Origin of the sequence: Kitasatospora sp. NPDC058170 (assembly GCF_042883905.1) — a bacterium.
Taxonomy (GTDB): Bacteria; Actinomycetota; Actinomycetes; order Streptomycetales; family Streptomycetaceae; genus Kitasatospora.
This window is the reverse complement of record NZ_JBHVUV010000010.1, coordinates 159,259-172,618: the sequence shown is the minus strand read 5'-3', so window position 1 is coordinate 172,618 and position 13,360 is coordinate 159,259. Positions and strand designations below refer to the sequence as shown.

Annotated in this window: 10 protein-coding genes; 4 read left to right on the top strand and 6 right to left on the bottom strand. The window is 73.1% G+C overall.

The window, feature by feature from the left end; genetic code table 11:
* Window positions 1-95: 95 nt before the first annotated feature.
* The 3 genes from ACFVVX_RS13775 to ACFVVX_RS13765 form a co-directional block, all read right to left on the bottom strand.
* Window positions 96-1,064: a hypothetical protein gene (locus tag ACFVVX_RS13775; protein WP_387944918.1), complete on the bottom strand. Its 969-nt coding sequence runs from the start codon at window positions 1,062-1,064 to the stop codon at window positions 96-98.
* Window positions 1,065-1,077: 13 nt separating this feature from the next.
* Window positions 1,078-1,473: a hypothetical protein gene (locus tag ACFVVX_RS13770; protein WP_387944916.1), complete on the bottom strand. Its 396-nt coding sequence runs from the start codon at window positions 1,471-1,473 to the stop codon at window positions 1,078-1,080.
* 292 nt (window positions 1,474-1,765) lie between these two features.
* The gene (locus tag ACFVVX_RS13765; protein WP_387944914.1) at window positions 1,766-3,733 is read right to left on the bottom strand and encodes an amino acid transporter; all 1,968 of its coding nucleotides are present in this window, start codon (window positions 3,731-3,733) and stop codon (window positions 1,766-1,768) included.
* A gap of 427 nt (window positions 3,734-4,160) precedes the next feature.
* On the opposite strand from ACFVVX_RS13765, the gene ACFVVX_RS13760 reads away from it, so the two are divergent.
* Together ACFVVX_RS13760 and ACFVVX_RS13755 are read left to right on the top strand one after the other, a co-directional pair.
* On the top strand, window positions 4,161-4,901 hold the full coding sequence (locus ACFVVX_RS13760; RefSeq protein ID WP_387944912.1) for a polyprenol monophosphomannose synthase: 741 nt from the start codon (window positions 4,161-4,163) through the stop codon (window positions 4,899-4,901).
* A gap of 108 nt (window positions 4,902-5,009) precedes the next feature.
* Window positions 5,010-6,266 (top strand): aromatic acid exporter family protein, encoded by a 1,257-nt coding sequence (locus tag ACFVVX_RS13755; protein ID WP_387944910.1) that lies wholly within the window; start codon window positions 5,010-5,012, stop codon window positions 6,264-6,266.
* Between the two features lie 130 nt (window positions 6,267-6,396).
* On the opposite strand, the gene ACFVVX_RS13750 is transcribed toward ACFVVX_RS13755, so the two are convergent.
* From ACFVVX_RS13750 to ACFVVX_RS13740, 3 genes are all read right to left on the bottom strand, one after another.
* The gene (locus tag ACFVVX_RS13750) at window positions 6,397-6,870 is read right to left on the bottom strand and encodes a VOC family protein (protein ID WP_387944908.1); all 474 of its coding nucleotides are present in this window, start codon (window positions 6,868-6,870) and stop codon (window positions 6,397-6,399) included.
* 157 nt (window positions 6,871-7,027) lie between these two features.
* On the bottom strand, window positions 7,028-9,004 hold the full coding sequence (locus tag ACFVVX_RS13745) for a phosphocholine-specific phospholipase C (protein WP_387944906.1): 1,977 nt from the start codon (window positions 9,002-9,004) through the stop codon (window positions 7,028-7,030).
* A 14-nt stretch (window positions 9,005-9,018) separates the two neighbouring features.
* Entirely contained in the window at window positions 9,019-10,464 is a 1,446-nt protein-coding gene (locus ACFVVX_RS13740; RefSeq protein WP_387944904.1) for an endonuclease/exonuclease/phosphatase family protein, read from the bottom strand.
* A gap of 316 nt (window positions 10,465-10,780) precedes the next feature.
* On the opposite strand from ACFVVX_RS13740, the gene ACFVVX_RS13735 reads away from it, so the two are divergent.
* Window positions 10,781-11,596: a maleylpyruvate isomerase family mycothiol-dependent enzyme gene (locus ACFVVX_RS13735; protein ID WP_387944902.1), complete on the top strand. Its 816-nt coding sequence runs from the start codon at window positions 10,781-10,783 to the stop codon at window positions 11,594-11,596.
* A 142-nt stretch (window positions 11,597-11,738) separates the two neighbouring features.
* Window positions 11,739-13,360, top strand: a 1,622-nt coding sequence (locus ACFVVX_RS13730) for a choice-of-anchor A family protein (RefSeq protein WP_387945044.1), incomplete at its 3' end; no start/stop codon positions are given.

The following is a 13,360-nucleotide window of genomic DNA, read 5'->3' as shown; positions in this document are numbered from 1 at the left end:
CGTGAGGGCGGTCCCACGGGACCGGAAACGTTCGGACCGGTCCGCGGCGGACGCGCCGGGTCGGTTCGGGGCGGTTCGGGGCGGGTCGTACGGGGTCAGGCCGGGAGCGTCGGCGCGGTACCACTCGCGCTATCACTCGCGGTCGCGGTCGAGGGCGGCCGGGGGACCAGGAGGGCGGCGAGGCGCTCGCCGTCGGCGGCGGTGAGCGGGCTCGCGCAGTCGAGGCCGAGCCGGCGCGCCAGGTCGCCCGCGTGCAGCCGGACGACAGCCTCCAGGAGCGTGGCGTAGGTGTCGGCGGCGGCTCGGAAGCGGTGGTGCCCGGTGAGGGCGAGGACGGCCGCGACGATCAGCGCGGGCCACCACCACAGTGCCAGCGGCAGGTACAGCACGGCCCAGGCGGTGAGCGTCGCCGCGCGGGCCAGGGCCTGCCGGGCGGCGGTGACCTCGGCGCGCGGGGTGTCGGGGAGGGTCAGCCACAGGTGCGGCCAGAGCGCGGCCAGGTCGAGCCCGAAGTCGCGCCGGACGCGCAGCGCGGTGAGATGGACACGGTCCCCGCTCCAGGTGGGCCGCACGGGCTCCTCGGCACCGACGCGGTGCACGGCTGCGCGCGCCCCGGCCGCGGCCTCCTGGGCGGCCGGGAGGGAGGCGGGGTCGGCGATGTGGGCCCGGGCCCGCGCCCGGCCGGCCCGTTCGCGCCGGTGCTGCCAGCGGGCGTGCCGCCGCCGGGTGGCGAGGTCCGCCCAGGTGCGGGCTCCGGCGGGCCAGCCGCGCCAGTCGGCGGCCAGGTGCAGCTGTTCGACCAGGGAGCCGAGCGCCTGCGTGACCACCCCGACTCCGGCGGCCGCGACGCCCACGGCGGCGAGCAGCACCGCCTGGCCACCGAACGTGCCGAGCGTGGGGTCCTTCGCCCAGGCGCCGACCCGGTCGGCAAGCCGTGCGGCGTCGAACGGGTGCGCGTGCCCGAGCCGGTCCGCCGCCACCCCGACGGCCAGGTAGAGCGCGCCCGGCAGGACCAGCAGGGTGAGCCACTTCTCGGCGAGTTTCTTCCCCAGTTCCGCGAGCACGCCGCCGACCCCCTCAGTCCTCGCGGCGCAGCAGCGGCGCGCCGTTCACGGCGCACCGGGGCGCCCCGGCGGGAGCGTCGGGCCGCTCGTTACGCAGGCAGCGGTGCAGCGGGCACAGCAGCATGGGATCGGTCGGTACGGCGTGGTCGACACCCACCGTGAACAGACCCCGGTCGTTCGTCAGGCCCGCGCCGGTGTAGGCGTCCAGCCCGCGCCGGTCGCCGGTGGCCCGCAGCGCCCGGTGCAGCGCGTCGAGCAGGCCCGGCAGCTCCCGTTCCTCCCGGTCCTGCGTCAGGACGGCGTCCAGCGGCGTCGCCGCCGCCAGCGCGCTGCCGCGGAGCCGCCGGCGGATCTCGGACTCGTGCGTGCACGCCGCCGCGAGCCTCAACGCACTTTCCTCGTCGAGCACTTGTGCTTTCCCCCTGATCGTCCGACCGGAGCCGGGCAGGTCTGGCCCGCACGCTCCCGGTCGGTCCCCACCCCCGTACGGGCACTGTGCCACGGATGCGTTGACGGCGTTGTGCAGTCGGGCGGTTCGCCACGTGATCGTGACGGAGCCGTAGTCGATCGTGTGGAAAGCGAAGAGATCCGGTGGGCGTTGACCGGGCCGGGGCCTCCGTGCCGTTCCTGCCCTGCTGTCAGCGCCTACTGGCGGACACCCTTGCTAGTGCCGCGTCAGGCAAAAGTTGCCTGACGCGGCACTAGCCGACGTGGACGCGCGGGCGGCGCGAGCGGTCCGGTTCGGCCTCCCGCAGGACCTCGCGGGTGACGGGGGCGACCTCGCCGTGGCCGAACAGGAAGAACCGCAGGAACTGGGTGAGCGGGTTGCCCTCGGTCCACTCGAAGTAGATGTGCGGCTGCTGCCCGGTGACGTCCCGTACCTCCAGCAGCAGCGCGGCCAGTGCGTTCGGCACGCTGGAGCTCTCCAGGGAGAGCACCCGGTAGCGGTCGTGCAGCACCTCGCCGCGGACCCGCAGTTCGGCCTCGAAGTCGGACGGGTCGAGGACGGTCACCTCGACGAAGACCAGGTCGTCCTCGGCGGGGATGTCGTTGTCCTCCCGGATCTGCCGGGCCTTGTCGCGGTACTCGGCCAGGTCCCGGCTGTTGGGCTCGTTGGCGATCAGCCGGATCGGGCGGTGGACGTAGTCGCGCACGAAGCGCTCGGCGACCACGTCCAGGTACACGTCGGTGACGCGCAGCTCGAACACCCGCTTGAGCCGGGAAAGCAGCGAGAGCAGCATGATGGCGGCAATGAAGCAGGCGCCGATCTTCACACCGTCCGGCCGCTCGGCGATGTTCACGGCCGTGGTGTAGAGGAACACCGCCGCGATGACGGCGAAGGCCGCCGTCCAGCGGTGCTGCCCCGCCTTGCGGGCGGCGATGGTGACGGCGATGGCGGCGGAGCTGATCAGTACCAGGACACCGGTCGCGTAGGCGCCGCCCTGCGCGTCCACGCTCGCGTCGAAGACCCAGGTGACCAGGAAGGCGATCCCGGTGAGGACCAGCACGGTCGGGCGCACCGCGCGGGCCCAGTCCGGCGCCATGCCGTAGCGGGGCAGGTAGCGGGGCATCAGGTTGAGCAGCCCGGCCATCGCCGAGGCGCCGGCGAACCAGAGGATCAGGATGGTGGAGAGGTCGTAGATGCTGCCGAAGGTGTTGCCGAGGTACTCGTGGGCCAGGTAGGCGAGGGCGCGCCCGTTGGCGGGGCCGCCGGGTTCGAAGGCGGCCTTGGGGATGAGCAGGGTGGTGATGAAGCTGGTGGTGATCAGGAAGACGCTCATGATCAGCGCGGCGGTGGTGAGCAGCAGGCGGGCGCCGCGGATCCGCCCGGTGGGGCGCTCCTCGGTGTCGTCCGGGTCGCCCTCGATGTGCGGCATCACCGCGACGCCGGTCTCGAAGCCGGACAGGCCGAGCGCCAGCTTCGGGAAGACCACCAGGGCCACCCCGATCATCGCCACCACGTTGCCGTGTTCGGCGGTCAGCGCGCTCGACCAGTCGGTGATCAGGTCCGGGTCGCGCACGATGTGCCAGAGGCCGTCGACGACCACGACCACGTTCAGGCTGAGGTAGATCGCCACCAGGAAGACGGCCAGGCCGATCGCCTCGCTGAAGCCCTTCAGGAACACCCCGCCGAGCAGGGCGACCAGCACCAGGGTGATCAGCACCTGTCGGCCGCTCAGGGCGCTGTGCAGGTGCGGGTTCTCCACCAGGTGGGCGGTGGCGTCGGCGGCCGACAGGGTGATGGTGATCATGAAGTCGGTGGCGGCGAAGCCGAGCAGCGTCAGGACGAACAGCTTGCCCTTCCAGAACGACAGCAGCCGCTCCAGCATGGCGATCGAGCCCTGACCGTGCGGGCTCTCCTGTGCCACCCGCCGGTACACCGGCAGTGCGCCCAGCAGGGTGACCACCACCAGCACGATCGTCGCCACCGGGGACAGCAGGCCGGCCGCCAGGGCGGCGATGCCGGGCTGGTAGCCGAGCGTCGAGAAGTAGTCCAGGCCGGTCAGGCACATCACCCGCCACCAGCGCTGGCCCTTGTGCGCGGGGGCCTGTGCGTGCGGGCCGGGGTGCTGTTTGGCCAGGTCGACCAGGCCCTCCAGCAGCCAGGCGCGCAGGCGCTGACGTGCCGACGGCGCGGGCCCTGGTGCGGCCGAAGCTGACGAGCCCACGTACTCCCCTGTCCTCGGGTCTGCCGGTCCGCCGGTGTGGCGGTCTGTCGGCCTTCAGCTCCTCCGGCCCTCGGCGCCGGCCGCCGGACCGAGCCGCGGTGTCCCGGCGGCCGGGCCGGACACGTGCCGGTGACCGCGCCGGTGACCGCGCCGGTGATCGGGCCGGGAGAGGTGAGGGACGACCGTCCGAGCGCAGGCTATGCGAGCGGGGTGCGGGTGGCGCGCGAGCACCGCAGGTACCGGGCGCGCGTCACCCGTCCGCTGCCCCCGGACGGCCCAGTAGGGGGCCGCGCCCGGTCGGGGCGGAGGCGATGATCGGGCCCGCACCGACCGCCGCTAGACTTCCACGACCGAAGTGGACAACTGTCCTACAGGACACGGGCGCCGCTGTCGCGGCACCGGCTGGAAATCGCGCGAGGGATTGAACATGGTCGAGGCCTCCCCCAAGGTCGTTGTCGTCGTACCCACGTACAACGAGCGGGAGAACCTGCCGACTCTCGCGGGGCTGCTCGCGGATCTGAAGCTGCCGAACCTGCATCTGCTGGTCGTCGACGACAACTCCCCCGACGGCACCGGCGAGGTCGCGGACAAGCTCGCGGTGGAGTCCCCGGGCACGGTCGGCGTGCTGCACCGCACCGAGAAGGACGGCCTCGGCCGGGCCTACATCGCGGGGATGACCCGGGCTCTGGAGGAGGGCGCCGACGTGGTGATCCAGATGGACGCCGACCTGTCGCACCCGGCCTCGGTCGTCCCGGTCATGATCGAGACCCTGCTGGCCGGCGACACCTCCGTGGTGCTCGGCTCCCGCTACGTCCCGGGCGGCTCGACCGCCGCGGAGTGGCCCTGGCACCGCAAGGCGCTGTCGGCCTGGGCGAACTTCTACGTCAACACGATCCTCAGCCTCGGCGTCAAGGACGCCACGGCCGGTTTCAAGGCCTGGCGGGCCGACGCCCTGCGCTCGATCGACCTGCCGTCGGTGAACAGCAACGGGTACTCGTTCCAGGTCGAGATGAACTACCGCGCCGTCAAGCGGGGCCACGTCATCCGCGAGGTGCCGATCCGTTTCGAGGAGCGGATCAAGGGCGCGTCGAAGATGAGCCTCGGGGTGCAGGTCGAGTCGGCGCTCGCGCCCTGGAAGCTGCTGCGCGACGGCCGCCGCAAGCCGTGACCGCCCGCCCGCCGACCGGGTCTGCCCTGCGGGCCCGGGCGGGGGCATTCGGGTGCCGGTCCGGCGCTTCGGCAGTGTGAAGGGCGGCGGTGGGGAAAGAAGGGCGGCATGTCCCTTCTCCCGGAGTCCTTCGCGGCCACGGTGCGCCGCGGCGCCAGGGAGCCCGCCGTCGTCCAGACGATCCGGGCCACGGTGGCCGCGACCCTCTCGTACGCGGTGGCGCTGCAGCTCAGCAGTGAGCCGGCCCCGCTGACCGCGCCGCTCACCGCGCTGCTGGTCGTCCAGGTCACGCTCTACTCGACGCTCACCACCAGCATCCGCCGGGTCAACTCGGTGGTGGTGGGCGTGCTGATCGCGATCGGGTTCAGCTCCGTGATGGGGCTGTCCTGGTGGAGCCTGGGGCTGATCATCCTTGCCTCGCTGACGATCGGCCAGTTCGTCCGGGTGGACGAGTTCGTCCAGGAGGTGGCGATCAGTGCCATGCTCATCCTGGGCGTCACCCAGGTGGCCTCCCAGGCCTGGGACCGGGTGCTGGAGACGCTGATCGGCGCCGTCGTCGGCCTGCTGTTCAACCTGCTGTTCGCCCCGCCGGTCTGGGTGGACACGGCGGGCGAGTCGATCGAGGACCTGGCCCGGCGGGCCCGCCACCTGCTGCTGGGCATCGCCGAGGAGCTGGGCCGGCCCACCCCGGTGGAGCGCGCCGCCGAGCGGCTGCACGAGGCCCGCCGGCTGGACCAGGCCATCGCCGACGTGGACGGGGCGCTGCGGCAGGCCGAGGACAGCCTGCGGTTCAACCCCCGGATCAGCGAGGGGCTGCTCTCCCGGCTGGTGCTGCGGACGGGTCTGGACACGCTGGAGATCTGTGTGGTGGTGATCCGGGTGCTGGCCCGCTCACTGACCGACCTGGCCAAGCGGCGCGCCCCGGGCGAGCGGCTGTTCCCGCCGGACGTGGCGGTGGCGCTGGAGGAGCTGCTGGGCCATGTCGGCGGTGCGCTGGTGAGCTTCGCGGTGCTGGTCACCACGCAGGTGAGCAGCAACGCCGAGGAGGCCGAGCGGCGGTTGACCGCCGAGCTGGCGGCGGCCTGGGCCAGCCGGGAGAACGTCGCCGAGCTGCTGCTGCGGCGGGTGCAGGAGCATCCGGAGGCCTGGCAGCTGCACGGCGCGCTGCTGGCCGAGGTGGACCGGATCCTCGACGAGCTCGACCTCGAGCACCGCGGCCGACGGCTGATGGAGGAGCTGGACCGGGCCTCGGTGGCGAGCCGGGAACGGTTCTCCCGGCTCTCCCGGCTGCGCCGGCTGGTCCGGGGCGAGCGCCTGCGGGCCGACCGGCTGCGGCCCTCGTGGCTGCGGCGGCAGCGAAGCTGAACGGCCGGACCGGGCGGGGCGGGGCGGGTGGCGGGGCGGACGGGCGGACCAGCCGGGCGGGTGGGCCAGGCGGAGGTGAAGGCGGAGGTGAAGGTAGAGGTGGAGGCGGCGGGCGGGGACCGGAAGGTGGTCAGCCCCGGGCGGCGTCGAGCAGCTGCTGGATGTCGATCTTGCGCATCTGCAGCATGGCGGCGAAGACCCGGTCGGCCTTGGCCCGGTCCGGGTCCCTGATCAGGTCGATCAGCACACGCGGGGTGACCTGCCAGTTGAAGCCCCAGCGGTCCTTGAGCCAGCCGCACTGGCTCTCCTCGCCGCCGCCCTCGATGAGCCCGTTCCAGAGGCGGTCGACCTCCGCCTGGTCGTCGCACTCGATCTGGAGCGAGACCGCCTCGGTGAAGGGGAACAGCGGGCCGCCGTTGAGGGCGACGAACGGTCGGCCGTCGAGTTCGAAGGCGACGGTCAGGACCTTTCCGGGGGTGCCCGGGCCCGCGTCGCCGTAGTGGGTGATCCCGGTGATCCGGGAGTTGGGGAAGAGCGAGGTGTAGAAGCGGACGGCTTCCTCGGCCTGGTCGTCGTACCAGAGGCATGGGGTGATGTTCTGCATGGAGCCGACGGTAGCGGCGGGCCCCCGGCCGGGCGGTGGCGCCACGGCCGGGGGTCACCGGTTCGGCGCCCCCGGGCGTCGCCGGGTCCACTGACGCGGCGTCAGTGCACCGGGGTCAGTACACCGCCGTGTCAGCGCGCCTCATCAGTGCGCCGGGTCAGTGCACCCAGCCGGCGTAGCGCTGGGTGAAGCGCAGCCCGGTACCGGCCGTCACGACGACGTCGTAGCGGCCCTGGCGGTCCAGCGGCCATGCCAGGTCGACCTGCTTGCCGGGCTTGACCCACACCGTCTGGGCGGTGCCGGCGAAGTCGTTGGGCGCGGCGGTGAAGCCGAGGTCGGTGAGGCCGTCGTTGACCAGTTGGAGGGTGAGCCGGGAGGAGTTGCTCAGATCGGCGGTCACGATCGGCACGGCGATGTCGTTCTGGCCGTCCTGGCCGTCACGGATGACGGTGCCGGCGAAGCGGCGGACGAAGCCGTCGGGGCCGTGGACGGTGAAGTCGTAGCGGCCGTTGGTGCGGGCGGCGTCCCAGAGGTAGCTCGCGGTGGCGCCCGGCGCCACGGTGTACGGCGTGCCGGCGAAGGGCAGCAGGATGTTCGGGTAGACGGTGTACGGGAACGCCACCGAGCCGTCGTTGGTCATGGTGCAGGTGACCTTGCCGGTCCCGCGGTCCACGTCCACGTCGGCCCAGGGCTGGTACGGGAGGTGGCGGTGCGGGCGCTCGCCGCGTTCCTGGACGGGCATGGACTGGGCGCCGACGGCGGGGAGTTGGACGCCCGGGAGCTTGGTTCCCGCGTCCGCCCCGGCCATCAGGGCGTTGGTGTCCGGGAGTGCGGGTATCGAGAGGTCCGGTGCGGCGAAGTCGAAGCAGCTGCTGAGGTCGCCGCAGACCGCACGGCGCCAGGCGGAGATGTTGGGCTCGGCGACGCCCGTGACGAGCTCCATAAAGCGCAGGACCGAAGTGTGGTCGAACACCTGGGAGTTGACGTACCCGCCGCGCGACCAGGGCGAGGCGACCCAGAGCGGTACCCGGTTGCCGAGGCCGATGGCCCGGCCCTGGGTGAACTCCTCGGGGGTGCCCGCCTCGGGGGTGGGCGGGACCATGTGGTCGAAGTAGCCGTCGTTCTCGTCGTACATCACCAGGAAGACGGTGTGCTGCCAGACGTCCGGGTTGGACATCAGCGACTGCAGTGCGGTGTTCACCCAGTGCGCGCCGTAGGCCGGGCCCGCCTCCGGGTGCTCGGAGAACAGGTAGGGCGCGACCAGCCAGGAGATGGTCGGCAGGGTGCCGTCCTTGCAGTGGGCGTCGAAGGCGGCCGGGTCGAACTTCGTCATCGCGTTGACGTAACGCGGGTCGGTGGTGGGGAAGTTGTGGAACTGCTTGAAGTAGGAGAGCGCGTTGTCGTCGTAGTCGCCGGTGCGGTCGTCCTTGCTGGGGTTGTGGTAGACCCGCCAGGAGACGCCGGCCTGCTCCAGGCGCTCGGCGTAGGTGGTCCAGTCCGCGACGGGGTTGTCGGTGACCGGGGTGTTGTCGATCCACGGGCCGGTGGTGCCGTCCCGGCCCGGGCCGGACGTGCCGGTCCACAGGTAGAGGCGGTTGGGGTCGGTCGGGCCCGCGAGGGAGGTGAAGTAGGCGTCGCAGAGGGTGAAGGCGTCGGCCAGGGCGTACTGGTAGGGGATGTCCTCACGGGTGAAGTAGCCCATGGCGCGCTCGCCCTTGGCGGCGATCCACTTGTTCATCGCGCCGTTGTTGATCGCCTGGTGGCCGGTCGCCCAGTCGTGCGGCAGACCGCCCGCGTTCTGCGCGTTGTACTTGGCGGTGTCCATCCGGTACGGCAGCATCGCGCCGCCGTCGCTGCGGCGGTTGTCCGGCTGGCGGAACACGTCGGTGCCGTCCGGGAACTGCAGCGCCTGCCGGTCGCCGAAGCCGCGGACGCCGTTCAGCGTGCCGAAGTAGTGGTCGAAGCTGCGGTTCTCCTGCATCAGGACGACCACGTGCCGGACGTCCTTGATGGTGCCGGTGAGCCGGCCGGCGGCGGGCGCGGCGGCGGCGGGCGTGGCCGGGAGGCCGGAGAGCGCGGCGGCGCCGACGGCCGCGGTGGCGCCGACGAAGGTGCGGCGGGAGAGCTCGGACATGGGGAACGGACCTCTCAGAGCTGGAAGGTGGCGACGGCGGCGGCGCAGTCGGACGGCCACTGGTTGGCGGCGACGGCGTCCGGGTCGGCGCCGGTGGCCGGCCAGTCCGCGACGAGCGTGTGCGCCTCGACCAGCTTCAGCGGGCCGGTGTACTGGACGTAGTCGATGCGGTCCTGCGGCTCGGGCTTGGCGCCGCGCTGCTTGCGGACCGGCGACCAGGTGGCGCCGGGGGCCTTCACCGGGTTGCGGTTCTCCTCGCGGAAGGTGTCGGTCAGCCCGGCGGCCTGCAGGGTGCTGGTGACCGGCCAGGCGAGCGGACCGGCGCCGCCGTGCGCGGCGGCGGTGGCGGCCGTCCAGTCCAGGTGCGAGGGCGAGGAGAGCGCTCCGGCCAGCACGACCGGGGTGCGCCCGGCGGCGTCCGCCTTGATCGCGGCGGCCAGCGCCTCGGCCTGCCGGAACCGGGCGGAGGCCCGTTCGGCGGCCTCGACCTGGGAGGCGCTCCGGCCGTCCTGGACGGCGTACGGCCCGTAGTCGGCCTCGTCCAGGTGGGCGGCCCAGAACCGGACGCCGCGTCCGCCGGGCAGCTGCACGGTGACGCCGGCGGCGGGCAGCGCGGCCGTCACGGGGGTGACGGCGGTCAGCGGGTAGCGGCTGAGGACGCCCACGCTGCCCGCGCTCTGGTAGGCGTACCAGCCGAGCGCGTCGGCGAGTGCCTGGGCGGCGGTGCCGGCGGTCTCCTGGAGGGCGAGGACGTCCAGGCCCTGGGTGAGCACCACCCGCAGCTGCTTCTCCCGGGCGTCGGTGAAGGCGGCGCCCGCGTCGGCGAGGTTCCAGGAGGCGGCCTTCAGGCGCAGCGGCGCGGCCGGGTCGAGGACCGGGATCTGCACGGTCACCGTGTCGGTGGCGCCCGCGCTGTCCTTGACGCCGACGACGACGGTCTCGGGGTTCTTCGGCGCGGTGGCGGGTGCGGTGCCGGTCAGCCGGCCGTCCGCGCCGACGGCGGCCCAGGCCGGGCCGCTGATCTTGCGGAAGGCCGCGGTGCCGGCCGGGTTCCCGGCCGGGCGGGACCAGAGTCCGCCGAGCGCCACCGAGACGGCGGCGCCGGGGGCGACGGGGGTGGCGGTGAGCGCGTCGACGGCGCTGTGCGGGCGGACCACGGCGGGCTTGGGCCGGAAGGTGAACGGCGCCGTCTGCGCGAGGATGCCGTAGCCGTCCTTGGCCAGCAGGTACGCCGTGTAGGGGCCGCCGGTGAGGGCCGAGGTGTCGAGCTGGACGTCGCCGGAGCCGCCCGGGGTGTACTTCCAGACCAGCGAGGAGCCGGTGCCGGGCCGGCGGGCGCCGTCGTAGATGCCGACCCAGTTCTTGGCGTCGGGCGCGTCGGTGGTCCAGTGGAAGGTGAGGCGGTCGCCTTCGGCGGGGTTGGCGGGTGAGGAGAGCGTCAGGGCGCTGCCTGCGGCCACGGTTGTCCTGTCCGCCGCGCTCGGGAGCCGGTCCGCGGGGGGTCGGGGGCGGGCTCCGTCCGCGGCTGGTCACGGAGGCTGGGGGATTGATTTCCCACAGTTGGCTGTACAACTGCGGGCGCCCCAATTCATCCGAAAGCCAGCAACCGGGACATGAACGACGCATGACGGGACATCGGGCGGTTCGGGAACTCCGGCGACCCGCCGCACCGGCCCGACCTGGAACCCCGGGCCCCGTCCGACCGCTCTGCGCGCCCCCTCCGGCCGCTGCCCGCGCCCTGGACAGCCGGGCGCGACTGGTCCACGATTCACCTCCATGACCCCTCCCCTGGTCCCTCTGGACTCCGTGCACACCACCCTCCTCGACGCCGTCGTCGGCGCGGCCGAGGACACCGCGGCGCTGCTCCGCGACCTCCCCGACAGCGGCGCGCCGATCCCCGGCGCCCTGTGGACCGTGGGCGAGGCCGCGGCCCACGTCGCCCTGGTCAACGAGCTGATGGCCGACCTGGCCGCGGGCGGGCAGCGGGCCTACGGGGACGGCACGCCGGGCAGCCTGGCCGCGGCCAACGAAGTGGCCCTGGCCGCCTACCCCGAGCGGGACCCGACGGTCCTCGCCGAGGAGGTCGTCCGGCACGCCCGCGCCTTCGCCGAGGCCTGCGCCGACCGGGCGGCGTCGGAGCCGGTGCTCACCCCGCTCGGGCCGATGGACCTCGACACGCTGGCCTCGTACCTGCTCACCCACATCCTGGGCCACGGGTACGACCTGGCCGTCGCGCTGCGGCGTCCGCACATGGTCGACCGCCACCGGGTGGAACTGACCCTGCCGTTCCTGATGACCGCCATGCCCCGGGTGGTCGACGCCCGTTCCGCCGCCGGCCACACCGCCTGCTACGACCTGCGGCTACGCGGCGGCTCCCGCTTCACCGTGACGTTCCGCGACGGCGCCGTCGAGGTCTCCCCCGGGCCGGCCTCCCGCCCCGACTGCACGATCCTCACCGAACCGGTGGCGTTCCTGCTGCTCGCCCTCGGCCGGCGCAACCCGCTCGCCGCGCTGGCCCGCGGCAAGGTCCTCGCCTGGGGCCGCCGGCCCTGGCTCGCCCTGGGATTCCCGCTGCTCTTCAAGGCGCCCTGACGTCCTGTCCGGGCGGCCGGTGTCGGTCGGTGTCGGCCGCCCAGGTGACGGTTGGTCTGAGCGGGTACGCCGGTCACCGCATCAGCGTAGGCAGACGGTCCACCGGTGACCCGATTCGCACAGGCTGCCGGACGCTTCGACTATGGCTTCCTTCAACCGGCTGCTCACCCGCGTCCGCCGACGCGCCGGAGCACTGGCCCTCCCCTGCACCGTGATCTCGGCGCTCGTCCCGCTCATCGCCCTCGGGCCGGGCGCCGTCTCCGCCGTGGCCGCCCCGCTGCCCGGCGGCCTCGGGCCGTGCGTCCCGGGCAGCTGCCCGGACCCCTTCCCGAGCTCGATCAACAACGGCCCGTTCGCCGGCCGGGACAACGGCATCAACATCTTCGTCGGCAACCAGTTCCTGGTCACCGGCCGCGCCGCCGAGGCCGAGGGACGGGTGGTCGTCCTCGACAGCTTCACCCAGGCCAAGGAGGCCGGGGTCAGCTCCATCTACAACATCGGCATCGCCGGCGTCGGCTCCCGGGTTCCCCCGCCGGACGGGGCCGACTTCCTCACCACCGGTGGCGGCATCACCATCGCCCCCGGCCAGAGCCTGGTCGCCGAGGGCGGTGTGGTCCGGCACGCCGGCGCGGTCACCGGCACGGTGACCGGCACCCTGGTCACCGACCCCAACGCGGTCCAGCCCTACAGCGGACTGCGCGACCAGCTCAGCGCGGCGTCCGACTGCTACGCCCGGGTCGACGGCACCGTCCGCACCCCGACCGGCACGGCGGTGAACCAGGGCGGGCAGACCCTGTTCACCGGCGACGGCGCCTCGGCCCTCCAGGTGTTCAACGTCGACTTCGACCTCACCGGGCCGACCGGTGGCCAGCAGGGCATCGTCTTCGCGAACATCCCCACGGGAGCCACGATCCTGGTCAACGTGACCGGAGCCGCCCGGGCCCTGAACACCTACAGCGGCGGCATCAACGACAGCGATGACCCGCTCAACGCCTACCGCGACCACCTGCTGTGGAACTTCCCCGACGCCACCGCCGTCACCCTGGCCGGCACCGGCCAGTTCCAGGGCAGCTTCCTGATCGGCAAGCAGGCCTCGCTGACCACGGTCACCCTCGCGGGTGTCAACGGCCGCTTCTTCACCACCGGCTCGCTCACCCACACCAGCCTCCCGGTCGGGGGCGGCGGCCAGGAGTTCCACTCCTGGCCCTTCAACGGCAACCTCCCCACCTGCGGCACCCCGCCGGTCACGGGCGAGGTCCGGGTGCTGAAGACCGACGCCAACACCGGCGCGGCGCTGGCCGGCGCCGTCTTCGAACTCTGGCAGGAGACCAACAACATCCCCGGCCTCCAGACCACAGGCGCCAACCCCGACACCCAGATCGGCACCACCTGCACCACCCCCGCCGACGGCATCTGCCGCCGCACCGTCGAAACCGGCACCTACTACTGGCGCGAAACCACCCCACCCACCGGCTACGACCTCCCCACCAACCCCGTCTTCGGCCCCCTCACCCTCACCCCCCAAAACGCCACCACCGGCATCCAGACCACCGCACCCGACCAACCCCACATCCAACCCCCCATCACCGGTGAAGTCCGCGTCCTCAAGACCGACGCCAACACCAACACACCCCTCGCCGGCGCCATCTTCGAACTCTGGGAGGAGACCAACAACATCCCCGGCCTCCAGACCACAGGCGCCAACCCCGACACCCAGATCGGCACCACCTGCACCACCCCCGCCGACGGCATCTGCCGACGCAC